24 protein-coding genes are annotated in these 22,183 nt (G+C 67.1%); 10 read left to right on the plus strand and 14 right to left on the minus strand.

Annotated features, from left to right (window positions below):
• Window positions 1-33: 33 nt before the first annotated feature.
• The 5 genes from prmA to ACSQ89_RS24765 form a co-directional block, all read right to left on the minus strand.
• Entirely contained in the window at window positions 34-918 is an 885-nt protein-coding gene (gene prmA / locus ACSQ89_RS24745; protein ID WP_093104053.1) for a 50S ribosomal protein L11 methyltransferase, read from the minus strand.
• Between the two features lie 16 nt (window positions 919-934).
• Entirely contained in the window at window positions 935-2,284 is a 1,350-nt protein-coding gene (gene accC / locus ACSQ89_RS24750) for an acetyl-CoA carboxylase biotin carboxylase subunit (protein WP_436293614.1), read from the minus strand.
• Window positions 2,285-2,286: 2 nt separating this feature from the next.
• Complete coding sequence (gene accB / locus ACSQ89_RS24755; RefSeq protein WP_093104050.1) at window positions 2,287-2,754, minus strand: acetyl-CoA carboxylase biotin carboxyl carrier protein; 468 nt, start codon at window positions 2,752-2,754, stop codon at window positions 2,287-2,289.
• 122 nt (window positions 2,755-2,876) lie between these two features.
• Window positions 2,877-3,410: a TlpA family protein disulfide reductase gene (locus tag ACSQ89_RS24760; RefSeq protein ID WP_093104048.1), complete on the minus strand. Its 534-nt coding sequence runs from the start codon at window positions 3,408-3,410 to the stop codon at window positions 2,877-2,879.
• Complete coding sequence (locus ACSQ89_RS24765; RefSeq protein ID WP_093104047.1) at window positions 3,407-4,000, minus strand: hypothetical protein; 594 nt, start codon at window positions 3,998-4,000, stop codon at window positions 3,407-3,409. The genes ACSQ89_RS24760 and ACSQ89_RS24765 overlap by 4 nt, the downstream gene beginning before the upstream one ends.
• 67 nt (window positions 4,001-4,067) lie before the next feature.
• Between ACSQ89_RS24765 and mpl the strand changes: the two genes are divergently transcribed.
• Together mpl and ACSQ89_RS24775 are read left to right on the plus strand one after the other, a co-directional pair.
• Entirely contained in the window at window positions 4,068-5,471 is a 1,404-nt protein-coding gene (gene mpl, locus ACSQ89_RS24770; protein WP_093104045.1) for a UDP-N-acetylmuramate:L-alanyl-gamma-D-glutamyl-meso-diaminopimelate ligase, read from the plus strand.
• A gap of 4 nt (window positions 5,472-5,475) precedes the next feature.
• Window positions 5,476-5,976, plus strand: a complete 501-nt coding sequence (locus tag ACSQ89_RS24775) for a cupin domain-containing protein (protein ID WP_436293615.1) — start codon at window positions 5,476-5,478, stop codon at window positions 5,974-5,976.
• Between the two features lie 16 nt (window positions 5,977-5,992).
• On the opposite strand, the gene ACSQ89_RS24780 is transcribed toward ACSQ89_RS24775, so the two are convergent.
• The 3 genes from ACSQ89_RS24780 to rodA all read right to left on the minus strand — a co-directional run bounded on the left by ACSQ89_RS24780 (window position 5,993) and on the right by rodA (window position 9,977).
• A complete protein-coding gene (locus ACSQ89_RS24780; RefSeq protein ID WP_436293616.1) occupies window positions 5,993-7,111 on the minus strand; it encodes a 3-deoxy-7-phosphoheptulonate synthase in 1,119 nt (372 codons plus the stop codon).
• 217 nt (window positions 7,112-7,328) lie between these two features.
• On the minus strand, window positions 7,329-8,789 hold the full coding sequence (gene tldD, locus ACSQ89_RS24785) for a metalloprotease TldD (protein WP_093104042.1): 1,461 nt from the start codon (window positions 8,787-8,789) through the stop codon (window positions 7,329-7,331).
• A gap of 33 nt (window positions 8,790-8,822) precedes the next feature.
• On the minus strand, window positions 8,823-9,977 hold the full coding sequence (gene rodA / locus ACSQ89_RS24790) for a rod shape-determining protein RodA (RefSeq protein WP_093104041.1): 1,155 nt from the start codon (window positions 9,975-9,977) through the stop codon (window positions 8,823-8,825).
• Window positions 9,978-10,026: 49 nt separating this feature from the next.
• On the opposite strand from rodA, the gene ACSQ89_RS24795 reads away from it, so the two are divergent.
• From ACSQ89_RS24795 to ruvC, 8 genes are all read left to right on the plus strand, one after another.
• Window positions 10,027-10,623 (plus strand): YqiA/YcfP family alpha/beta fold hydrolase, encoded by a 597-nt coding sequence (locus ACSQ89_RS24795; protein WP_436293617.1) that lies wholly within the window; start codon window positions 10,027-10,029, stop codon window positions 10,621-10,623.
• Between the two features lie 49 nt (window positions 10,624-10,672).
• Complete coding sequence (locus ACSQ89_RS24800) at window positions 10,673-12,736, plus strand: ribonuclease catalytic domain-containing protein (RefSeq protein WP_436293618.1); 2,064 nt, start codon at window positions 10,673-10,675, stop codon at window positions 12,734-12,736.
• Window positions 12,733-13,596 (plus strand): energy transducer TonB, encoded by an 864-nt coding sequence (locus ACSQ89_RS24805; RefSeq protein WP_093104036.1) that lies wholly within the window; start codon window positions 12,733-12,735, stop codon window positions 13,594-13,596. Before ACSQ89_RS24800 ends, ACSQ89_RS24805 begins: the two co-directional genes overlap by 4 nt.
• Before the next feature lie 2 nt (window positions 13,597-13,598).
• Window positions 13,599-14,441 (plus strand): shikimate dehydrogenase, encoded by an 843-nt coding sequence (aroE, locus tag ACSQ89_RS24810; RefSeq protein ID WP_436293619.1) that lies wholly within the window; start codon window positions 13,599-13,601, stop codon window positions 14,439-14,441.
• Window positions 14,438-15,187, plus strand: a complete 750-nt coding sequence (locus ACSQ89_RS24815) for a transglycosylase domain-containing protein (RefSeq protein WP_436293620.1) — start codon at window positions 14,438-14,440, stop codon at window positions 15,185-15,187. The genes aroE and ACSQ89_RS24815 overlap by 4 nt, the downstream gene beginning before the upstream one ends.
• Window positions 15,188-15,305: 118 nt before the next feature.
• A complete protein-coding gene (locus tag ACSQ89_RS24820; protein ID WP_436293621.1) occupies window positions 15,306-16,064 on the plus strand; it encodes a lysophospholipid acyltransferase family protein in 759 nt (252 codons plus the stop codon).
• A complete protein-coding gene (locus ACSQ89_RS24825; RefSeq protein ID WP_436293622.1) occupies window positions 16,061-17,131 on the plus strand; it encodes a phosphatidate cytidylyltransferase in 1,071 nt (356 codons plus the stop codon). The genes ACSQ89_RS24820 and ACSQ89_RS24825 overlap by 4 nt, the downstream gene beginning before the upstream one ends.
• Before the next feature lie 7 nt (window positions 17,132-17,138).
• On the plus strand, window positions 17,139-17,687 hold the full coding sequence (gene ruvC / locus ACSQ89_RS24830) for a crossover junction endodeoxyribonuclease RuvC (RefSeq protein ID WP_436293623.1): 549 nt from the start codon (window positions 17,139-17,141) through the stop codon (window positions 17,685-17,687).
• 10 nt (window positions 17,688-17,697) lie between these two features.
• Here ruvC and ACSQ89_RS24835 read toward each other — a convergent pair whose 3' ends face one another.
• From ACSQ89_RS24835 to ftsA, 6 genes are all read right to left on the minus strand, one after another.
• Window positions 17,698-18,096, minus strand: coding sequence for a PIN domain-containing protein (locus ACSQ89_RS24835; RefSeq protein ID WP_170855530.1), 399 nt, complete (start codon window positions 18,094-18,096; stop codon window positions 17,698-17,700).
• Window positions 18,093-18,353, minus strand: a complete 261-nt coding sequence (locus ACSQ89_RS24840; RefSeq protein WP_170855529.1) for an AbrB/MazE/SpoVT family DNA-binding domain-containing protein — start codon at window positions 18,351-18,353, stop codon at window positions 18,093-18,095. Before ACSQ89_RS24840 ends, ACSQ89_RS24835 begins: the two co-directional genes overlap by 4 nt.
• 35 nt (window positions 18,354-18,388) lie before the next feature.
• Window positions 18,389-18,565, minus strand: a complete 177-nt coding sequence (locus ACSQ89_RS24845) for a hypothetical protein (protein ID WP_170855528.1) — start codon at window positions 18,563-18,565, stop codon at window positions 18,389-18,391.
• A gap of 18 nt (window positions 18,566-18,583) precedes the next feature.
• A complete protein-coding gene (gene lpxC, locus ACSQ89_RS24850) occupies window positions 18,584-19,507 on the minus strand; it encodes a UDP-3-O-acyl-N-acetylglucosamine deacetylase (RefSeq protein WP_093104026.1) in 924 nt (307 codons plus the stop codon).
• 78 nt (window positions 19,508-19,585) lie between these two features.
• On the minus strand, window positions 19,586-20,794 hold the full coding sequence (gene ftsZ / locus ACSQ89_RS24855) for a cell division protein FtsZ (RefSeq protein WP_436293624.1): 1,209 nt from the start codon (window positions 20,792-20,794) through the stop codon (window positions 19,586-19,588).
• Between the two features lie 158 nt (window positions 20,795-20,952).
• Window positions 20,953-22,182: a cell division protein FtsA gene (gene ftsA, locus ACSQ89_RS24860; protein WP_093104023.1), complete on the minus strand. Its 1,230-nt coding sequence runs from the start codon at window positions 22,180-22,182 to the stop codon at window positions 20,953-20,955.
• Window position 22,183: the final 1 nt, after the last annotated feature.

Genomic DNA, 22,183 nt, shown 5'->3' on the forward strand with positions numbered 1-22,183 from the left:
ATTGTAGGGTCGACCTCCAGCGTCGAGGACGATCTAGAGGGCCGCGGTCATCAGAATCCAGCCGTCCTCGCTGTCGCTCACTTCCAGCGCTGCATAGGGCGCATAGGCGAGCTTCAGTTCGTCGGCCTGGCGCTCGAGGATGCCCGCCAGCACCAGCGAACCGCCCGCTGCGACGTGCTCGCACAGCAAAGGCGCAAGCACCTTCAGCGGCGTGGCGAGGATGTTGGCGAGCACGATGTCGTAGCGGCCAGTTGCCAAGTCGGACAGGCCGGCCTTCAGTTGCACCTCGTTCGCCTCAGCGTTGAGCCGCGTCGAATCCACGGCGGCTTCGTCGATGTCGACGGCGTCGATGTCGGTCGCGCCGAACTTGGCCGCGCCGATCGCCAGGATGCCGGAGCCGCAACCGTAGTCGAGCACGCGCTTCCCACGGAGCTCCCCGCGCGTTGCGATCCAGCGCAGGCACATGCGCGTGGTCGGGTGCGTGCCCGTGCCGAAGGCAAGACCCGGGTCCAGCCGGATGACCTGCTGCGCTTGCGCCGGCGGTTCGTGCCAGGTGGGCACGATCCAGAACTCGGGGGTGATTTCGACCGGTGCGAACTGGGACTGTGTCAGCCGCACCCAGTCCTGCTCGGGCACCTCGGTCAATCCAAGCACCTCGCAATCCACAAAGAAGTCCTGCGCGGCCAGCACCGCAGCAGCCTCCCGCGCCTGCGCCTCGGCGGCAAACAAGGCGATCACCCGGGAGCGCTGCCAGCCTCCCTTGGGCGGCGGCATGCCCGGCTCGCCGAACAGGGCCTGCTCGGCATCGGTCTGGGCATCCGCGTCCTCGACCGAAACGCTCAGCGCGTCGAGCGCCTCGAGCGCATCGCTGACGGTTTCGACGCGATCTTCCGGCGCGAGCAGGCGGAGTTCGAACACGGTGCCGCGGTCCCGCTCAGCGCTTGTGGGCCGCGAGCCACTCTTCGAGGTAGTGGATGTTGGTGCCGCCGCTCATGAACTTGGCGTCGACCATCAACTCGCGGTGCAGCGGGATGTTGGTCTGGATACCCTCGATCACCGTTTCGCTCAACGCCGTGCGCATGCGCGCCAAGGCCTGGTCGCGGGTATCGCCGTGCACGATGATCTTGCCGACCATCGAGTCGTAGTTCGGCGGCACGAAGTAGTTGGTGTAGACGTGCGAATCCACGCGCACCCCCGGCCCGCCCGGCGGATGCCACATCGTGATGCGGCCCGGCGAGGGCGTGAACTTGTAGGCGTCTTCGGCATTGATGCGGCACTCGATCGAGTGGCCGCGCATCTCGATCTGGCGCTGCGTGAACGGCAGCTTCTCGCCGGCGGCGACCATGATCTGCGTCTTCACGATGTCGATGCCGGTCGTGAATTCGGTGACCGGGTGCTCCACCTGCACGCGCGTGTTCATCTCGATGAAGTAGAACTCGCCGTTTTCGTAGAGAAACTCGAAGGTTCCGGCGCCGCGGTAGCCGATCTTCTTGCAGGCGGCCGCGCAGCGCTCGCCGATCTTCTCGATCAACTTGCGCGGGATGCCCGGTGCGGGCGATTCCTCGATCACCTTCTGGTGGCGCCGCTGCATCGAGCAGTCGCGCTCGCCCAGGTAAACCGCGTTCTTGTGCTTGTCGGCGAGGATCTGGATCTCGATGTGGCGCGGGTTCTGGAGAAACTTCTCCATGTAGACCGATGGATTGTTGAAGGCCGCGCCGGCCTCCGCCTTGGTCATCTGGATCGCATTGACCAGCGCCGCCTCGGTGTGCACCACGCGCATGCCGCGCCCGCCGCCGCCGCCCGCCGCCTTGATGATGACCGGATAGCCGATCGCCCGGGCGATGCGCTTGTTGGTGGAGGAATCGTCGGACAGTTCGCCCTCCGAGCCGGGCACGCAGGGGACGCCAGCCTTGATCATGGCCTGCTTGGCCGACACCTTGTCGCCCATGATGCGGATCGATTCGGGCGTGGGGCCGATGAATTGAAAACCGCTCTGCTCCACGCGTTCGGCGAAGTTGGCGTTCTCGCTCAGAAAGCCGTAACCCGGGTGGATCGCCTCGGAGTCCGTCACTTCGGCCGCCGAGATGATCGCCGGCATGTTCAGATAGCTTTGCGAGGAAGGGGCCGGGCCGATGCATACCGCTTCCTCGGCCAGCTTCACGTATTTGGCATCGCGATCGGCCTCGGAATAGACCATCACGGCCTTGATACCCAACTCGCTGCAGGCGCGCTGGATGCGCAGCGCGATTTCGCCGCGGTTGGCGACCAGTATCTTCTTGAACATGGTCACTCGATGATGAACAGCGGCTGGCCGTATTCGACCGCCTGACCGTTTTCGCCGAGGATCTGTGTGATGGTGCCGGCCTTGTCGGCCTCGATCTCGTTGAGGATCTTCATCGCCTCGATGATGCAGACCGTGTCGCCTTCCTTGACCTGGCTGCCGATCTCGACGAATGCGGGTGCACCGGGGCTGGAGGAGCGGTAGAAGGTGCCGACCATCGGCGACTTGATGGCATGGCCGACGGGCGCCGCCTCTGCGGCCGGCGCCGCCGCGACTGGCGCGGCGATGGCACCGGCCGGTGCTGCAGCGCCGATGGCCGGAGCCGGCGCGGCGACGGTTTGAATGTATTGAACCGGTGCGGCGACGCCGCCCTTGACGATGCGGACCTTGCCTTCGGTTTCAGTGATTTCCAGTTCGGAAATATTCGATTCGGACACCAGATCGATCAGTGTCTTGAGCTTGCGCAGATCCATGGGACTCCAGCGCCGGCTTTGCCGGCTATTAGGATTTAACTCGCCTAAAAATCGGTGTTTTTCGGCGTATTTCGGCGTTTCGCCATCAACTGCCCGAACGGGCGAGCGATTCTAGCCGTGAACTAGGCCCGTCGCCATGCCTGGAGATCACCCGGCTCGAGCTTGCCCATTTTACGCGCCGCCACTGCGCCACCGGCATCGAGCACCAAGGTGAAGGGCAGACCGCCGGCCGTGTTGCCCAGATTCTTGACCAGTTCCGTGCCTTGCAGCCCCGCCAGACCGATGGGGTAGCTGACCGGCGTCTTGGTCAGGAACTTGCGAACCGCGGTGGGCTGATCGATCGCCAGACCGACAACTTGCCAGCCGTTGGCCGCATTTTCGCGAAAGAACGCATCGAGCATGGGCATCTCCTCGACGCAAGGAGGACACCAGGTGGCCCAGAAGTTGAGCAACAGCGGCTTGCCCCGCAGACTCTCGAACACCAGTTCGCCACCTTCGGGCCGATCGAAGCGCTGCGCCCAGAATGCGGCGTCCAGCTGCTCGCCGCCGGCCGCGCCGCCCCGGCGGTGCCACAGAGCACCGCCCAGACCGGCAACGGCCGCCACCGCGGCGACGCCGCCATAGAGCCAGGCCCGGCGCGTGGGGCTCGAAGTCATCCACTGTCCTTTTCTATCAGCCGCCTGAGCGCGGCCAGGTTGCCGCGCGGGATGCGGCCCTGCGCGTCAGGCTTGAGCGCGCCTCGCAGATCGTCGAGGTCGTACACCAGCAGGTGCACGCCAATCTCCTCGCCGAGTGCCCGACTCGCCACATGAACGCTGAGGGCTTCGACCTGCTCGCCATGGAAGCCGGTGACCATGCGCGGCTCGTAGTCGACATGGTGGTCGATGAGCGCGATCTCGGCGGACTTCGGGTCGTCGCAGAAGAGCTGGATGTAGATGTCCGACAGGCGCGTCGCCGTGCCGTGCCACACGGCGCCGCCGATGTGAGGCCGGAACTGCGCCATCCGCTCCATCCATTCGAGCGCCAGCTGGCGCAGCGCGTGCAATTCCTTGGGCTGGGTGTCCGCGCAATAGAGCTGGATGTAATCCCGCACCTCGGCCTCGATCTCGTCGTTGTTCGGCAGCGGCGTACGCACAGGCAGACCCAGGTCGCGCAGCGCGCGGCGCTTGGCGGGGCCGTACTCCAGCCCTTCCTCGACGACGAGGCGGGCCGCAGCGGCGGCAATTTCCTGCTTGGACGTGTCCATCGGCCCATTTTGCCCGCAGTAAGGCACCGGCAGAAGACCGGCCGCCCTGCGTCCCTAGAATCGACCGATGCATATTCACATCCTCGGCATCTGCGGCACCTTCATGGGCGGTGTCGCCGCGTTGGCGCGCGAAGCCGGCCACCGGGTGACCGGTTGCGATGCCGGCGTCTATCCGCCGATGAGCGACCAACTGCGCTCGCTCGGCATCGAGCTGATCGAAGGCTACGACGCCGACCAGATGGCGCTGCGGCCCGATGTCTTCGTCATCGGCAACGTGGTGTCCCGCGCCCGGCTCGCCGACGGCACGCCCAAGTTCCCGCTGATGGAAGCCATCCTCGACGCCGGCGCCAGCTACACCAGCGGCCCGCAATGGCTGGCAGAACACGTGCTGCAGGGCCGCCACGTGATGGCCGTCGCCGGCACGCACGGCAAGACCACCACCACCTCGATGCTGGCCTGGATCCTCGAACGCGCCGGCCTGGCGCCGGGTTTTCTGGTGGGCGGTGTGCCGCTCGACTTCGGCGTCTCGGCCCGGCTCGGCAAGAACAAGTTCGTGATCGAAGCCGACGAATATGACACGGCCTTCTTCGACAAGCGCAGCAAGTTCGTCCATTACCGCCCGCGCACCGCGATCCTGAACAACCTGGAGTTCGACCACGCCGACATCTTCGACGACCTGGGGGCGATCGAACGGCAATTCCACCACCTCGTCCGCATCGTGCCGGGGACGGGCCGCGTGGTCGTCAACGCCACCGAGGAAAGTCTGCAGCGCGTGCTGGCCCAGGGCTGCTGGAGCGAACTGGCCCGCTTCGGCGCCGGCGGCGAATGGCAGGCCCATGGGCCGCACGACGCGTTCGAGGTGCTGCGCCAAGGCGAGCAGGTCGGCCGCGTCGAATGGGCGCTGTCCGGCCTGCACAACCAGATGAATGCGCTCGCCGCGATCGCCGCCGCGGAGCACGTGGGCGTGGCGCCGGCCGAAGCGGCCGGCTTTCTGGCCAGCTTCCGCAACGTGCGCCGCCGCATGGAGCTGCGCGGCACGGTCGCGCGCGCGGGCGCAGCGATCACGGTCTACGACGACTTCGCGCACCACCCGACGGCGATCCGCACCACGCTCGACGGCCTGCGAAAGAAGCTCGACGCCGACGGCCACCAAGGCGAGCGCATCCTGGCCGCCTTCGAACCGCGCAGCAACACCATGAAGCTGGGCACCATGGCGGCCCAGTTGCCCTGGAGCCTCGAAGCGGCCGACCTCGCTTTCTGCCATAGCGGCGGACTGGAATGGGACGCTGCCGCAGCGCTCGCGCCGATGGGCGACCGGGCGCAGGTGGCCGGCGCGATCGAGCCCCTGGTGGCGCAGATCGTCGCGGTCGCGCGGCCCGGCGATCACATCGTCTGCATGAGCAACGGCGGTTTCGGAGGCGTGCACGAGAAGCTTCTTTCCGCCTTGCGCGCGACAGGCGCGGCAGAATAGGCTCATGCGCGCACAGGAGCTCATCGATACCCTGAATCTGCAGCCTCATCCCGAGGGCGGCTGGTTCCGCGAGGTGTTCCGCTCGACAGCGCAGGTCATCCCCGCCGATGGGCGGCCGGCCCGCCAGGCGCTCACTACCATCTATTTCCTGCTGGAAGCCCACCAGCATTCGCGCTGGCACCGTGTGGCGTCCGACGAAGTGTGGATCCATCTCGAAGGGGTTCCGCTCGCGCTCTGGACCAGCGATGGGGCGCTGCGCACGCCGCCGGTCCACCTGCGGCTGGGCCCGGTCGATGTCCACGGCACGCGACCGCAGCACACCGTTCCGGCAGGCCAGTGGCAAGCAGCCCGGCCCATCGTGTCGCAGGCCACCGACGACTACACGCTGGTCAGTTGCACCGTGGGACCCGGTTTCGACTTCAGCGATTTCTCGTTCATGCAGCCCGACGGCGACGAGGCGGCGCTGCTGCGCCACCACTGGCCGGAGCTGGCGGCGCTGATCTGAGCGCCGTCGCACCGATTCAGCCGCGGCGCTGTTTCACCGCTTGCGACAGCAGCTCCAGCACCTGGGCCGAATCGTCCCAGCCCAGGCAGGCATCGGTGATGCTCTTGCCGTATTCCAGATCGGCCACGCGGTCCTTGCCGGCGCTGAACTTCTGGGCGCCCGCGCTCAGGTGGCTCTCGACCATCAGGCCGAACACGCTCTTGCTGCCGCCCGCAATCTGCGCGGCGATGTCCTTCGCCACGTCGATCTGCTTCTGGTGCTGCTTGCTGCTGTTGGCGTGGCTGCAGTCGACCATCAGCGTCGGCGGCAGCTTGGCGGCTTCGAGGTCCTCGCAGGCGGCGGCCACGCTCGCGGCGTCGTAGTTGGGCGCCTTGCCGCCGCGCAGGATCACGTGGCAGTCCTTGTTGCCGTTGGTCTGCACGATCGCCACCTGTCCGTTCTTGTGCACCGAGAGGAAGTGGTGCCCGCGCGCCGCCGCCTGGATGGCGTCGGTCGCGATGCGGATGTTGCCGTCGGTGCCGTTCTTGAAGCCGATCGGCGCCGACAGGCCAGAAGCCAGTTCGCGGTGCACCTGGCTCTCGGTGGTGCGGGCGCCGATCGCGCCCCAGGAGATCAGGTCGCCGATGTACTGCGGCGAGATCACGTCGAGGAACTCGCTGCCGGCCGGCAGCCCCAGCCGGTTGATGTCGATGAGCAGTTGGCGCGCGATGCGCAGGCCCTCGTCGATGCGGAAGCTCTCGTCGAGGTAGGGGTCGTTGATGAGCCCCTTCCAGCCCACCGTCGTGCGCGGCTTTTCGAAGTAGACCCGCATCACGATCTCCAGCGTGCCGGCGTACTTCTCGCGCTCGGCCTTCAGGCGCCTTGCGTATTCGAGCGCGGCGGCCGGGTCGTGGATCGAGCACGGGCCCATCACGACCAGCAGCCGGTCGTCCTTGCCGGCCATGATGTTGTGGATGGCGCGGCGGGTGCCGGTGATCAGCGATTCGACCAGCGTACCGCGGATCGGGAAGAAGCGGATCAGATGTTCGGGAGGGGGCAGCACGGTGATGTCCTTGATGCGTTCGTCGTCGGTTCGGCTGGTTTTCTCGACGCTCGCATACCAGTTCTCGGTGGCCGGGGCAGTGTTCGTGCTCATCGCTTCTTCCTTCACTTTGAAAATCATCGGGGCATAAAAAAACCGCCGGGGCTCGAGGCGCCGGCGGTTCTGGGAGGGTGTGTCAGTGTGCTTTACGCGCTCGCCTCTCGTCCGCCGGAAACCGGGAACCAAAAGTACGAAAAGAAAAACGCGACGCGCGAAGACATAGGGGCCGAATGTAGCACAGGGTTTTGGGCTCGGCTGTTGTTTGCGGGCGTCAGGCGGTGCCGCCGACGGTCAGGCCGTCGATGCGCAGCGTGGGCTGGCCGACGCCGACCGGCACGCTCTGGCCTTCCTTGCCGCAGGTGCCGACGCCCGTATCGAGCGCCATGTCGTTGCCGATCATCGTCACGCGCGTCAGCGCATCGGGACCGTTGCCGACCAGGGTGGCGCCCTTCACCGGATACTGGATCTTGCCGTTCTCCACCCAGTAGGCTTCGCTGGCCGAGAACACGAACTTGCCGCTCGTGATGTCGACCTGGCCGCCGCCGAAGTTGGTGGCGTAGAGGCCTTTCTTGATGCTGGCGACGATTTCTTCCGGCACCCTGTCGCCGCCCAGCATGTAGGTGTTGGTCATGCGCGGCATCGGTACGTGCGCGTAGCTCTCGCGGCGGCCGTTGCCGGTGGGCGGGACCTTCATCAGGCGCGCATTGAGCGAATCCTGGATGTAGCCCTTCAGGATGCCGTCCTCGATCAGCACATTGCGCTGCGTCGCGTTGCCTTCGTCGTCGACGTTGAGCGAGCCGCGGCGGTCGGCGATGGTGCCGTCGTCCAGCACGGTCACACCCTTGGCCGCCACGCGCTCGCCGATGCGGCCCGAGAAGGCGCTCGACCCCTTGCGGTTGAAGTCGCCTTCCAGCCCGTGGCCGATGGCCTCGTGCAGCAGGATGCCGGGCCAGCCCGGGCCGAGCACCACGGTCATCTCGCCCGCGGGCGCGGGACGCGATTCCAGGTTGGTGAGCGCCTGCTGGACGGCCTGGTCGACGTACTCGGCAATCTGCGCATCGTCGAAATAGGCGAGGCCGAAGCGGCCGCCGCCGCCGCCCGAGCCCATCTCGCGGCGGCCGTTCTGCTCGGCGATCACCGTGACCGACAGCCGCACCAGCGGCCGCACGTCGGCCGCCAGCGTGCCGTCGGCGCGCGCGACCAGCACCACGTCGTATTCGCTCGCGAGGCCGGCCATCACCTGCGCGACGCGCGGATCCCTGGAACGCGCGAGCTTCTCGACCTTGCCGAGCAACTCGACCTTGGCGGTGCTGTCCAGCGTCGAGATCGGGTCCACGCCGCCATAGAGCGAACGGCTCGTCGCGACCTTGCGCGCCGGAGCCTTCACCCGCCCGTTGCGCCCGGCAGCGGAAATGGTGCGCACGGTGCGCGCCGCATCGAGCAGCGAGGCCTCGGAGATGTCGTCCGAATAGGCGAAGGCCGTCTTCTCGCCGCTGACCGCGCGAACGCCGACGCCCTGGTCGATGCTGAAGCTGCCGGTCTTGACGATGCCCTCCTCCAGGCTCCAGCCCTCGCTGCGCGTGTACTGGAAGTAGAGGTCGGCGTCGTCCACCTTGTGGGCGGTGATTTCGGCCAGGGCGCGCGACAGGTGCGACTCGTCGAGGCCGAAGGGCGTGAGCAGGAGCTGCTGCGCCGTGGCGAGGCGCTCGATGGTGGGTTCGCGTGAAATCATCGAAGGATTCTAGGCTCGCACCCCGAATGGCGCTCAGGACTGCATCAGCCGCTTGGCGCGCGAAATGGACATCAGGATGCCGAGCCCCAGGCCGAGCGTCACCATCGCGGTGCCGCCATAGCTGATGAAGGGCAAAGGCACGCCGACCACGGGCAGGATGCCGCTCACCATGCCCATGTTCACGAAGGCGTAGGTGAAGAAGATCATCGTCATCGCGCCGGCCAGCAGGCGGGAGAACAGCGTCGGCGCATCCAGCGCGATCGCGAGGCCGCGAAAGATCAGGAAGACGAAGGCCGCGATCAGCGCCAGATTGCCGATGAGACCGAATTCCTCGGAATAAGCCGCGAAGATGAAGTCGGTGGTGCGCTCGGGAATGAACTCCAGGTGGGTCTGCGTGCCCTGCATGAAACCCTTGCCGCCGACGCCGCCGGAGCCGATGGCGATCATGCCCTGGATGATGTGGAAGCCCTTGCCCAGCGGGTCTTTGGTCGGGTCGAGCAGCGTGCAGATGCGCTGCTTCTGGTAGTCGTGCAGCACGCGCCAGTCGACGCCGTCGGCGCACAGCTGCGACTCGAAGCCGACGATCAGCGCCACCGCGACCAGCCCGATCACCACCGGCGGCACGATCAGTTTCCACGAGAGCCCGGCGAAGAAGATCACCGACAGGCCGGCCGCCAGCACCAGCAGCGAGGTGCCCAGGTCGGGCTGCTTCATGATCAGGCCGACCGGCACCGCCAAGAGCACGGTGGCGACCACGAAGTCGAGCGTGCGCAACTGGCCCTCGCGGCGCTGGAACCACCAGGCCAGCATCAGGGGCATCGCGATCTTCAGGATTTCGCTCGGCTGGATCACCATGCCGACATTGATCCAGCGCGTGGCGCCCTTCTTGGTGATGCCGAACAGCGCCACCGCGATCAGCAGCCCCACGCCCAGGGCGTAGAGCGGCACGGCAAAGAACATCAGGCGCTGTGGCGGCACCTGCGCCACCACGAACATGATGAAGCCGGCCAGGAGCATGTTGCGGCCGTGGTCCGCGAAGCGCGAGCCGTGGTCGAAACCCGACGAATACATGGTCAGCATGCCGGCGCAGGCCAGCAGCAGCACGGCGAAAGCGAGAAAGCCGTCGAAGCCCTGGAACACGGGGACGATGCGACGCGCGAGCGACGGCTGGTTGAACACGGCTGACATGGGCGCGGATTATCCGCGTCCCGGCGCGCTTCCGTAACAATCCAGCAGCATGAACCCGTTGCCCGCCACCCATTTGTTGTATCTCCATGGCTTTCGCTCCTCGCCGCTGTCGACCAAGGCGCGGCAGATGGCGCAGCGCGTGGCCGAACGGCACCCGCAACTGCAGTGGTGGTGCCCGCAACTGCCGCCCTCCCCCCGCGAGGCCATCGAACTCGTGATGAACGGCATCGCGCAATGGCCGCGCAGCTCGATGGCGGTCGTGGGTTCCTCGCTCGGCGGCTTCTACGCCACCCATGTGACCGGCATGACAGGCTGCCGCGCCGTGCTGCTGAACCCCGCGGTTCATCCGGCGCGCGACCTGGCGAACTACATCGGCGAGCAGAGCTCCTGGCACGACCCGGCCGAGCACTTTTTTTTCCGGCCCGAGTACATCGATCAACTGCGTGCGCTCGAACTCGGGCCGCTGGCACAGCCCGAGCAGGTCTTCGCCGTCATCGCCAAGGGCGACGAGCTCCTGGACTGGCGCGAGATGTCGGCCCGCTACCCCGGAAGCCGCATCAAGCTGCTCGAGGGCAGCGACCATGCGCTGTCCGATTTCGAGCGCCATCACCTGGACGATGTGATGGCCTTCATCGACCCGGCCTGAACGCGGTCCGCGGCCGACGTTCATCGCCGCGCATGGGACAATCCGCGCCATGTTTGTTTTGTTCGAAGAAGCCGGCAAGTACCTCGGCGGCCGCGTGTTGTCGGAGGCCGAGGCCTCGGCGCAGGTCGAGCTCGAGTCCGGCAAACGCGTCAAGGTCAAGGGCGCCAACATCGTGCTGCGCTTCGAGAAGCCGGTTCCGGCCGAATTGCTGGCCGAAGCGCGCACCCTGGCCGCCGGCATGGATCTCGACCTGGCCTGGGAATTCGCGCCCGAAGGCGAGTTCGCCTTTGCCGAGCTCGCGGTTGACTACTTTCAGGCTCATCCGACGCTGGCGCAGCAGGCCGCCGCGCTGCTGGCGCTGTTCGAGGCGCCGCACTATTTCCGCCGCGCGGGCAAGGGCCGCTTCAAGAAGGCGCCGGCCGAGATCGTGCAGCAGGCGTTGGCCGCTATCGAGAAGAAAAAAGCGGTACAGGCGCAGATCGCCGAATGGTCCGCGCAGCTGGCGGAAGGCGTTTGCCCGGCGCCGGTGCGCGAGCAGCTCTTCAAGATCCTCTTCCGGCCCGACAAGAACGCGCCCGAGTACAAGGCCGTGGTCGAAGCCGCGCGTGCGACGCAGCGGCCGCCGCTCGAGTTGCTCAAGCAGGCGGGCGCGATCGATTCGCCCTACCAGTTCCACTGGCGCCGCTTCCTGTTCGAGAACTTCCCCAAGGGCACCGGCTTCCCGGCCCTGCAAGCGCCAGCCATCACCGACGAACTGCCGCTCGCCGAGGTGCAGGCCTTCTCGATCGACGATTCGCAGACCACCGAGATCGACGATGCGCTCTCGGTCACGGGCCTCGGCAGCGGCACGGTGCGCGTCGGCATCCACATCGCGGCGCCCGGCCTGGCGCTGGCGCCGGGCAGCCCGATCGACCAAGTGGCGCGCGCGCGCATGTCGACGGTCTACATGCCGGGCCACAAGATCACCATGCTGCCCGACGACGTGGTGGAGGCCTACACCCTGCAGGAAGGGCGCGACTGCCCGGCCGTCTCGCTCTACGCCAGCTTCGACGAAGCGACGCTGGAACTGAAAGGCGCAGAGACCCAGCTCGAGCGCGTGCCGATCGTGGCCAACCTGCGTCATGACCAGCTCGATGGCGTCGTCACGCAGGGCTGGCTCGAAGAAGCCTCGGTGGACGGCGAGAACACGCCCGAGGTCGCGAAACGCGCGCGCGCCCCGCTGTCCTTCCTGTTCCGCCTCGCGAAGCAGCTGAAGGCGCAGCGCGAAGTGGTGCGCGGCAAGCCCGAGAGCTTCAACCGGCCCGACTACAACTTCCGACTGATCGGCAACGACAGCGAACCCACCGGCAACGAGCAGGTGCAGATCAGCACCCGCCAGCGCGGCGCACCGCTCGACCTGATCGTTTCCGAGGCCATGATCCTGGCCAACAGCAGCTGGGGCGGCTGGCTCGGCGAACTCGGCGTGCCCGGCCTCTACCGCAGCCAGGCCAGCCTGGCGCCCGGCATCAAGGTGCGCATGGGCACGCGGGCCCTGCCGCATGCCGGCCTCGGCGTGAAGAGCTACGCCTGGAGCACCTCGCCGCTGCGCCGCTACACCGACCTCGTGAACCAGTGGCAGATCATCGCGGCCGCGCGCCACGGCAAGACCGCGGCGTTGGCTGCGCCTTTCAAGCCCAAGGACGCCGACCTGTTCTCGATCCTCTCGGGTTTCGACGCGGCCTACGCCGCCTACAACGCCCACCAGGGCGGCATGGAGCGCTTCTGGACGCTCAAGTACCTCCAGCAGCGGGGCATCGCCGAACTCGACGCGACCCTGATCAAGGACGTGGGCAACGGCGCCCTGGTGCGCGCCGACACGCTGCCGCTGGTGTTCCAGGTCACCGGCACGCAAGGCTTGATGCGCGGCGCTCGCGTGCGCGTCAGGCTCGGTGAGATCGACGAGATCGCGCTCGACGTGCACGGCACCGTCATCGAGCGCCTCGATGCGGCGCCGGCCGAGGCTGCCGCGGAAGACGAGAGCGGCGAGGACGAGGAAGAAGTGGCCGGGCCGATCGCCATTGCGGTCGACCTCGCCGACAGCGACGAGGCTGCCCCGGAGAAGGCAACAGCATGAACCTGCGCGACCTGAGCAGCCTGCAGATCGCGCTCGGCCTGTCGGTCGCGGCGCACGCGCTGCTGCTCGGGCTGCGCTTTGCCGACCCGGAGACTTTCAACCGCGTGTTCACCGAAACGCCGCTCGAAGTCATCCTGGTCAACGCCAAGACCAACGAGCGCCCTGACAAGGCCCGTGCCATCGCCCAGACCTCGCTGGCCGGCGGCGGCGATCTCGAACGCGGCCGCGCCACCAGCCCGCTGCCGCCCTCCACCTTCACCGCCGTCGGCGACTCGATGGAAGACGCGCAGCGCCAGGTGGAGGCGATGCAGGCGCAGCAGATGCTGCTTTTGGCGCAGATCAAGCAGCAGCTCGCCGCCATGCCGATGCCCGACCCGCGCAACCAGGGCAGCCCGAGCGAGAACGCGGCGCGCGAGGAAAAGCGCCGCCAGCTGATCAAGATGCTGGCCGAGATCGAACGCCGCGTGAACGAAGAGAACGCGCGGCCCAAGAAGCGCTATCTGAGCCCGGCGACCCGCGAAGCCACGTATGCCGTCTACGTCGACGCGCTGCGCAGGCGCATCGAGCAACGCGGCACCGAGAACTTCCCCGAGCTCGCCGGCAAAAAACTGTACGGCGAGCTCACGATGATGGTGACCGTCAACTTCGACGGCTCGATCCTCGGCACCGAGGTCATCGAAGGTTCGGGCAACCAGGCCTTGGACCGGCGCGCCCAGGCGATCGTGCGCAGCATCGGCAATTTCGGCAAGTTCACCGACGCGATGCGCCGGCAGACCGACCAGATCGTGCTGCCCTCGCGCTTCAAGTTCACCCGCGACGAGACGCTCGAAACCCAGGTGTCTTCCTCATCGAGGCAATGAGCATGGACCTGTACTGCGTGATGGGCAATCCGGTCGAGCACAGCCGATCGCCATGGATCCATGCGCGCTTTGCCGAACTGACCGGCCAGACGCTGGACTACGGCCGCCGGCTGGTGCCGATCGACGGCTTCGATGAAGCGGTAGCGGCCTTCCGCGCCGACGCGGCCGGCACCGCGCGCGGCTGCAACATCACCGTGCCCTTCAAGTTCGACGCGGCGGCGCTGGCCCAGCACCTGAGTCCGCGCGCCGCGCTGGCGCGCGCCGTCAATGTGCTGAGCTTCGAGGAAGACGGCATTCACGGCGACAACAGCGACGGCGCCGGCCTCGTCAACGACATCACGGTCCATGCAGGGGTGTCGCTCGCCGGCAGCGAGCTGCTGCTGCTCGGCGCCGGCGGTGCCGCGGCCGGCGTGCTGGGCCCGCTGCTGGAAGCCGGCCCGCGCCGCGTGGTGGTCGCCAACCGCACGCTGGCCAAGGCCATCACGCTGGTGCAGCGCCATGCGGCGCTCGCGCTTGCGCACCACGTCACGCTGGAAGCACAGGAACTGCACGCGGTGCCCGGCAACTTCGACATCGTGGTGAACGCCACGGCCTCGAGCCTGGCGGGCGGCGAAGTGCCGGTCGCGGCGAGCGTGCTGAAGCGCGGCGCGCTGGCGGTCGACATGATGTACGGCCCGGCCGCCGCGGGTTTCATGAGCTGGGCGCGCGACCACGGCGCCGTGCCGCGCGACGGCCTCGGCATGCTGGTCGAGCAGGCGGCCGAGGCCTTTGCGCTCTGGCGCGGCGTGCGGCCGCCCGCGGCGCAGGTGCTGGCCGAGCTGCGCGCCATTGTTGATCGGACGTGAAAGCGCTTCTTCGCTGGGCGCTGTGCCTGATCGTCGCGGGCTTCGCGCTCGAAGTCTTTTTCATCGCGCGCATCGCCGCGATGGCGGCGATCGATCCGCAGTCCACCGCCTTCCAGCGCTCCGAGGCCTGGCAACTCGCCTCCGAGGGGCGCAGCAATGGGGAACGGGACTGGAAGCAGCGCTGGGTCCCCTACACGCAGATCTCCGACACGCTCAAGCGCGCGGTGATCGCCAGCGAAGACGACCAGTTCATCTACCACCAGGGTGTCGAGTGGGAAGCGATCGAACGTGCACGCCAGCGCAATGCCAAGGCCGAGCAGATCGCCGCGCGGCGTGCTGCCAAGATGCGGGCACGCGGCAAGGAACCGCGCCCGCCCCAGCTGCGCGGCGGTTCGACCATCACCCAGCAGCTCGCGAAGAACCTGCTGCTCTCGGGCGAGCGCACGCTGCTGCGCAAGGGCCAGGAGCTGGTGCTGGCCACGGCACTGGAGCTTCTGCTCGACAAGGAACGCATCCTCGAGATCTACCTCAACAGCGTGGAATGGGGCGAAGGCGTGTTCGGCGCCGAAGCGGCCGCACAGCACTACTTCAGGAAGCCGGCCGCGCGGCTTAGCGCCGGCGAAGCGGCGCGGCTCGCGGTGATGCTGCCGAGCCCCAAGTTCTACGAACGCCGGTCCGGCTCGGCCTATCTCTCGGGCCGCGCAGCCACGATCGCGGCGCGCATGCCGTCTGCGGAACTGCCCTGAGTTCCCCAAACCGTTCGGGCTGAGCCTGTCGAAGCCTTGCGCAGCCCTTCGACCCTTCGACAAGCTCAGGACAGGCCAAGCTCAGGGTGAAGGGGTTCGGGCCCGTATCATCGCCGCCATGCTTGCAAAGTTCACGGGGTGGGCCCTGCTGGTCGCGATCCGGCTTCTCACCGGCGCCCAGGCGCGCTGGTGGGGCTGCCCGCCCAAGGCCGAGCAGCGCATCTATTTCGCCAACCACCAGAGCCATCTCGACCTCGTGATGATCTGGGCCGCGCTGCCCGAGGAACTGCGCAGCATCACGCGGCCGATCGCGGCGCGCGACTACTGGGCCACGACGCCCTTCAAGCGCTGGATCACGACCGAAGTGTTCAACGCGATCTACGTGGAACGCGGCGGCAGCGCGCCGGTTCCGCCACCCACCGCGGCGCCAGGGCCCGCGGAGCGCATCGAGCCCTCGTTCGACGGGGTGGTGCAAACGGAACTGCCGCTCGCGCCGCCGGCGGCCGAGATCGCGGAACCGGCGGCTGCGGTAGTGCCCGGCAGCGCCGAAGCCCTCGCGCCGCTGCAGCCCCTGATCGAGGCGCTGCAGAGCGGCGACTCGATCATCATCTTTCCCGAGGGCACGCGCGGCCACACGGGCGAGCCGCAGAAGTTCAAGTCGGGCCTCTTCACGCTGGCCCAGATGTTCCCAGAGGCGGTGCTGGTGCCGGCCTGGATCGACAACGTGCAGCGCGTGATGCCCAAGGGCGAGGTCGTGCCGGTGCCCATTCTGTGTTCGGTCACTTTCGGCGAGCCGGTTCGCCTCGAAGAAGGCGAAGAGCGCCGGCCATTCCTCGATCGGGCGCGCGAGGCGGTCGTCGCGCTGCGCTACGTATGAACGAATACCTGCGCCATCTCGCACCGAACCACCAGGTCGCGGCCCTGTTCCTGATCGTCTTCGGCCTGCTCGTCATCGTCAGCACCGTGGCCTTCCTGCTGACCTTCAGGGAGCGCCGCAACCCGGTGCACGACGAGACTTGGCAACGCGAACTGCTGCACTTCCTCACCCTGCTGCGCACCACCTGGGTCATGGTGGTGATCTTCTGGATCGGCTGGGCGCTGGGCGAAACGGTCGCCACCGTGCTGTTCGCGCTGATCTCTTTCTTCGCGCTGCGCGAGTTCATCACGCTGTCGCCGACGCGGCGCGGCGACCATCGCAGCCTGATCCTGGCCTTCTTCGTCGTACTGCCAATCCAGTTCTGGCTGGTCGCAACCGCGCACTTCGACCTCTTCACCGTGTTCATCCCGGTCTATGTGTTCATCGCGATTCCCGTGGTGAGCGCGCTGGCCGACGACCCCAACCACTTCCTGGAACGCAACGCCAAGCTGCAGTGGGGCATCATGGTCTGCGTCTACGGCATGAGCCATGTGCCGGCGCTGCTCCTGCTGTCCTTTCCGGGCTACGAGGGCAAGAGCGCCTTCCTCGTGTTCTTCCTGGTGTTCGTGGTCCAGACCTGCGTGCTGACGCAGCATCTGATCTCGCGGCGCAGCACCATGCCCGGGGATGCTTCCGCACCGGCGCCCGAGGAACAGGCCAAGGCCCGGCTCGGCAAGCTCGGGCACTGGCTGTTCCGGCAGGAACCCGTCGCACCCCACGTGAGCCGCAGCTTCAACTGGACCAGCTGGGCGATCGGCATGGGCATCGCGAGCCTGGTCGGCGCGCTGTTCTCCTTCATCACGCCCTTCAAGTTCGGCCAGGCGCTCGCGGTGTCGCTGATCGCCTGCGTCGCCGGCTCGATGGGCCACCTCGTGATGAAGGCGCTCAAGCGTGACCGCGGCATTCCCAACTGGGGGCAACGCGGCGTCGGCGTGACGGGCGCCAACGGCCTGCTGGACCGCGTCGATGCGCTCTGCTTCGCGGCACCCGTGTTCTTCCATTCGGTGCGCTGGTATTTCGGCGCATAAGGCTCGCATGCGCATCCTCGGCATCGACCCCGGCTTGCAGACCACCGGCTTCGGCGTGGTGGACATGGACGGCCACACGCTGCGCTATGTCGCGAGCGGCACCATCAGCACCAAGCGCGTCGCGCAGGGCGAGCTGCCGGCCCGGCTGAAGGTGCTGTTCGACGGCATCTGCGAAGTCGTCGAGCGCTACAAGCCCGATGCAGCAGCGGTGGAGATCGTGTTCGTCAACGTCAATCCGCAATCGACCCTGCTGCTCGGGCAGGCGCGCGGCGCCTGCCTCACGGCGCTGGTGACGAGCAACCTGTCGGTCGCCGAATACACCGCGCTGCAGATGAAGCAGGCCGTCGCGGGCCACGGCAAGGCCGCGAAGGCGCAGGTGCAGGAGATGGTCAAGCGCTTGCTGCAACTACCCGGCCTGCCCGGCAGCGACGCGGCCGATGCGCTCGGCATCGCGATCACGCACGCCCATGTCGGCAGCTCGATAGCCCGGCTCGGCCAGGCCGCGGTGCTCGCACGCAGCACCAGCGGGATGTACAGGCAGGGGCGGACGCGCTGATTCGGGCGCGTCAGCGCAGCAACCGATGCGTTGGTGTTTTGGCCGCCTTCTTATCGAAGGTCAGCACCGGCGCGTAGCCGGCGGCCTGCGCACGCACGGCCAGCAGGTAGTCCGAAAAGTCGGCCGGACCAGCTTCGTACAGGCCAAGCGCCTGCCGAACCAGGCCCGGTGATTCGACCTTGAGTTGATCATGGTTCAGCAATGCGCTCATGGCTTGGTGAACAGCATCACGCGCGTAGCCATAGCTGCGCTCCAAGACCCAACTCAGCTCGCAAAGTACGACGTGATCGACGTAAGCCGGTGAACGCGCGCTGGCGTTATCGCGAAGCCAAGCTTCGGCTTTGGCCGCCTGCCGCGCATCGTCGTTGGTGAGGAGCCTCACCAACAGGTTGGTATCGAGCGCGATCACTTCGCCGTGCCGGGGCGATGTTTCTCGCCCAGGTGGGCCGCAACCCCAACGTCCATCTCTTCGACGGTCAGCGCCCGCTTGGGCCGCGCCAGCAGACCCCGCAGCGCCTTGACAGGCGTTGGTGTCGGCCTTTTCAGAACGATGGTGTCGTCGTCCACCACCGTCACCAGAAGCCGATCGCCTGCCTCCAGGCCTAGCCGCGCCCTGGCGGCACTTGGCAGCGTCATCTGGCCCTTTGATGTCAGGGTGGTTTGCATACTAACCTTCCTTACCAAAAGGTAAGGATATCACGTCAAACCACGCGCTCCGCGATCAGCACCGCGAAGAAGCCGAAGGCCGCGAACAGCGTCCACTTGAGCACGATCCAGCCGAAGCGCTTGTACTTGGGCTGCCCGGTGCCGGCGAAGAAGGCGAAAGAGATGCCGGCCACCAGCAGAAGCAGCAGGATGGCCCAGCGAAACAGCAGCATCGCCTGGAAGGCCCCGCGCTACCAGGCGCGCGCGACTTCGGCGAAGCCAGCCGGCGCGCGACTCTGGTCGTCGAAAGTGACGATCTCGTAGGCGTCTTCGTGCGCGAGCAGTTCGCGCAGCAGCTTGTTGTTGAGCGCGTGGCCCGAGCGGAACGCGCTGTAGGCCGCGAGCAGCGGCCGGCCGATGACGTAGAGGTCGCCCATGGCGTCCAGAATCTTGTGCTTGACGAACTCGTCGTCGTAGCGCAGTCCGCCCGCATTCAGCACCTTGGTGTCGTCCATCACGATCGCGTTGTCGAGCCCGCCGCCGAGCGCCAGGCCCTTGGAGCGCATGTACTCGACCTCCTTGGTGAAGCCGAAGGTGCGCGCGCGCGCGATGTCGCGGCTGTACGAGCCCGACCCCAGGTCGAACTCGACGCGCTGGCCGGTCGAATTGACCACGCGATGATCGAAGTCGATCTCGAAGCTGAGCTTGTAGCCGTGGTAGGGCGAAAGCCGCGCCCACTTGGTATCGGCCCCCTCGCCTTCGCGCACCTCGACCGGCTTGGTGACGCGGATGAAGCGGCGCGGCGCCTTCTGCAGCTCGATGCCCGCGCTTTGCAGCAGGAACACGAAGGACGATGCCGAGCCGTCGAGGATCGGCACCTCGTCGGCCGTGATGTCGATCAGGAGGTTGTCGATGCCGAGGCCCGCGCAGGCCGACATCAGGTGCTCGACGGTCTGGACCTTGGCACCCTTGGACGACACGGTGGACGCGAGCCGCGTGTCGGTGACGGCCTCGGCCGTCATCGCGATCTCGACCGGTTCCGGCAGGTCGACGCGGCGGAACACGATGCCGGCATCGATGGGCGCCGGCCTGAGCGTGAGTTCCACGCGCTGCCCGCTGTGCAGCCCCACGCCGACCGCGCGGGTGATGGATTTGAGGGTACGTTGTTGGAGCACGGCAGCGATTTTAGGAGGGCGAGGCGCCCGGCGTGCCGTGCGCCTCGCTATGTCCGTGATAGCTGCCATCTGGGACGGTCAATCGGCCTGGCGGCGGAGAAAGGCCGGGATCTCGAAATCATCCATCCCACCCGAGGACAGCGCATCCACTTTGGCAGCGGCCATGGTGCGGTTGGTGCGCCACACGCTGGGCACCGCCATGCCGTCGTAGTTGGGCTGGCCGCCCGCATGCCCGTGGCCCGCGCCGCCGAGCGTCGGCACGTTGAACGGGATGTTGTCGGTGCCGGTGCGGATCACTTCCAGCGTCGGCGCCTGGCGGCGCGCATCCACGCGCGAGAGGCCGGTCGCGACCACGGTCACGCGCATCTCGTCGCCCAGGTTGTCGTCGTAGGCAGCGCCGTAGATCACGTGCGCGTCCGGCGAAGCGTAGGCACGGATGGTGTTCATCGCGAGCTTCGATTCGCTGAGCTTCAACGAGGACTTCGACGCCGTCACCAGCACCAGCACGCCCTTGGCGCCCGAGAGGTCGATGCCTTCGAGCAGCGGGCAGGCCACGGCCTGTTCGGCGGCGATGCGCGCGCGGTCCGGGCCGGCGGCCGCGGCGGTGCCCATCATGGCCTTGCCGGGCTCGCCCATCACGGTGCGCACGTCTTCGAAGTCGACGTTCACGCCACCGTACTCGTTGATGATTTCCGAGATGCCGCCGACCGCGTTCTTGAGCACGTCGTTGGCATGCGCAAAGGCCTCGTCCTGCGTGACGTCCTCGCCCAGCACGTCGAGCAGCTTCTCATTGAGCACCACGATCAGCGAATCGACATTCGCCTCGAGCTCGGCCAGGCCGGCATCGGCGTTGGTCATGCGGCGGCCGCCTTCCCAGTCGAAGGGCTTGGTCACCACGCCCACGGTGAGAATGCCCATCTCCTTGGCCACGCGCGCGATCACCGGCGCCGCGCCGGTGCCGGTGCCGCCGCCCATGCCGGCCGTGATGAACAGCATGTGCGCGCCAGCGATGGCTTCGCGGATGTCGTCGATCGCGGCTTCCGCAGCATCGCGCCCCTTCTCGGGCTTGCTGCCGGCGCCCAGCCCGTTGGTACCGAGCTGGATGGTCTTGTGCGCGTTGCTGCGCGAGAGCGCCTGCGCGTCGGTGTTGGCGCAGACGAACTGAACGCCCTGCACGCCGCGCTCCATCATGTGCGCGACCGCATTGCCGCCGCCGCCTCCGACGCCGATCACCTTGATCTGCGTGCCTAGGTTGAACTCTTCGATTTCGATCATTTCGATGGCCATTTCTGACTCCTTGAATATTTGCAGTTGCCGTGTATGTATGAGTGAATTTTTTCTAGGGAACCGTCAACGATCGAGCGGTGGGCCGGTTCGTCGCCATCGCTCGTTGAAATGACGTTGAGGACTTCCGCGTGCCAACCAAAGTGGGTAGAAGTTCATGATCAGAAGTTCCCCACGATGAAGTCCTTGAAGCGTCCGAAGGCCGTCTTGACAGAGCCGTTCTTCTGCGCCACCTTGAAGCCGCGCAGCCGCGCATAGCGCGCCTCCTCGAGCAGGCCCATCACGGTCGCGGCGCGCGGCTGCGCCACCATGTCCGACAACGCGCTCGAATACTTCGGGATGCCGCGCCGCACCGGCTTCAGGAAGATGTCTTCGCCGAGCTCGACCATACCGGGCATCACGGCGCTGCCGCCGGTCAGAACCACGCCCGAGGAGAGCACCTCTTCGTAGCCCGACTCGCGCACCACCTGCTGCACCAGCGAGAAGATCTCTTCCACCCGCGGCTCGATCACGCCGGCCAGCGCCTGCTTGCTCAGCATGCGCGGCCCGCGGTCGCCCAGGCCGGGCACCTCGACCTGCGTGTCCGGATCGGCCAATAGCTGCTTGGCATAGCCGTTCTCGACCTTGATGTCCTCGGCGTCCTTGGTCGGCGTGCGCAGCGCCATCGCGATGTCGCTGGTGATCAGGTCGCCGGCGATCGGGATCACCGCCGTGTGGCGGATCGCACCGTTGGTGAAGATCGCGACGTCGGTGGTGCCGGCGCCGATATCGACCAGCACCACGCCCAGCTCGCGCTCGTCCTCGGTCAGCACCGCCAGGCTGGAGGCCAGCGGGTTCAGCATCAGCTGGTCGACCTCCAGGCCGCAGCGGCGCACGCACTTGATGATGTTCTCGGCCGCGCTCTGGGCGCCGGTGACGATGTGCACCTTGGCCTCGAGACGCATGCCGCTCATGCCGATCGGCTCCTTCACGTCCTGGCCGTCGATCACGAACTCCTGCGGCTCCACCAAGAGCAGGCGCTGGTCGCTCGAGATGTTGATCGCGCGCGCCGTCTCCACCACGCGGGCCACGTCCGCCTGCGTGACTTCCTTGTCCTTGACCGCGACCATGCCGCTCGAGTTGATGCCGCGGATGTGGCTGCCGGTGATGCCGGTGTAGACGCGGCTGATCTTGCAGTCGGCCATCAGCTCGGCTTCCTTGAGCGCCTGCTGGATGCTCTGCACGGTGGCGTCGATGTTCACCACCACGCCGCGCTTGAGCCCGTTGCTGGGCGCAATGCCGAGCCCGGCCAGCTTGAGCTCGCCGTTGGGCAGCACTTCGGCCACCACCGCCATCACCTTGGCGGTGCCGATGTCGAGTCCGACAACCAGGTCTTTGTATTCCTTGGACATG

Source organism: Variovorax sp. LjRoot175 (assembly GCF_964253805.1).
In the GTDB taxonomy this organism is placed as follows: domain Bacteria; phylum Pseudomonadota; class Gammaproteobacteria; order Burkholderiales; family Burkholderiaceae_C; genus Variovorax.

Excerpts from the sequence above, each read along its gene's own strand:
- ACSQ89_RS24795 (WP_436293617.1), top strand. The coding sequence starts at position 10,027 with ATGAACCCGTTGCCCGCCACCCATTTGTTGTATCTCCATGGCTTTCGC.
- ACSQ89_RS24805 (WP_093104036.1), top strand. The coding sequence starts at position 12,733 with ATGAACCTGCGCGACCTGAGCAGCCTGCAGATCGCGCTCGGCCTGTCG.
- aroE (WP_436293619.1), top strand. The coding sequence starts at position 13,599 with ATGGACCTGTACTGCGTGATGGGCAATCCGGTCGAGCACAGCCGATCG.
- ftsZ (WP_436293624.1), bottom strand. The coding sequence starts at position 20,794 with ATGGCCATCGAAATGATCGAAATCGAAGAGTTCAACCTAGGCACGCAG.
- ACSQ89_RS24760 (WP_093104048.1), bottom strand. The coding sequence starts at position 3,410 with ATGACTTCGAGCCCCACGCGCCGGGCCTGGCTCTATGGCGGCGTCGCC.
- ACSQ89_RS24780 (WP_436293616.1), bottom strand. The coding sequence starts at position 7,111 with ATGAGCACGAACACTGCCCCGGCCACCGAGAACTGGTATGCGAGCGTC.
- accB (WP_093104050.1), bottom strand. The coding sequence starts at position 2,754 with ATGGATCTGCGCAAGCTCAAGACACTGATCGATCTGGTGTCCGAATCG.
- accC (WP_436293614.1), bottom strand. The coding sequence starts at position 2,284 with ATGTTCAAGAAGATACTGGTCGCCAACCGCGGCGAAATCGCGCTGCGC.
- tldD (WP_093104042.1), bottom strand. The coding sequence starts at position 8,789 with ATGATTTCACGCGAACCCACCATCGAGCGCCTCGCCACGGCGCAGCAG.
- ACSQ89_RS24765 (WP_093104047.1), bottom strand. The coding sequence starts at position 4,000 with ATGGACACGTCCAAGCAGGAAATTGCCGCCGCTGCGGCCCGCCTCGTC.
- mpl (WP_093104045.1), top strand. The coding sequence starts at position 4,068 with ATGCATATTCACATCCTCGGCATCTGCGGCACCTTCATGGGCGGTGTC.
- ACSQ89_RS24845 (WP_170855528.1), bottom strand. The coding sequence starts at position 18,565 with ATGCTGCTGTTTCGCTGGGCCATCCTGCTGCTTCTGCTGGTGGCCGGC.
- ACSQ89_RS24800 (WP_436293618.1), top strand. The coding sequence starts at position 10,673 with ATGTTTGTTTTGTTCGAAGAAGCCGGCAAGTACCTCGGCGGCCGCGTG.
- ruvC (WP_436293623.1), top strand. The coding sequence starts at position 17,139 with ATGCGCATCCTCGGCATCGACCCCGGCTTGCAGACCACCGGCTTCGGC.
- ACSQ89_RS24840 (WP_170855529.1), bottom strand. The coding sequence starts at position 18,353 with ATGCAAACCACCCTGACATCAAAGGGCCAGATGACGCTGCCAAGTGCC.
- rodA (WP_093104041.1), bottom strand. The coding sequence starts at position 9,977 with ATGTCAGCCGTGTTCAACCAGCCGTCGCTCGCGCGTCGCATCGTCCCC.
- ACSQ89_RS24825 (WP_436293622.1), top strand. The coding sequence starts at position 16,061 with ATGAACGAATACCTGCGCCATCTCGCACCGAACCACCAGGTCGCGGCC.
- ACSQ89_RS24775 (WP_436293615.1), top strand. The coding sequence starts at position 5,476 with ATGCGCGCACAGGAGCTCATCGATACCCTGAATCTGCAGCCTCATCCC.
- ACSQ89_RS24820 (WP_436293621.1), top strand. The coding sequence starts at position 15,306 with ATGCTTGCAAAGTTCACGGGGTGGGCCCTGCTGGTCGCGATCCGGCTT.
- ftsA (WP_093104023.1), bottom strand. The coding sequence starts at position 22,182 with ATGTCCAAGGAATACAAAGACCTGGTTGTCGGACTCGACATCGGCACC.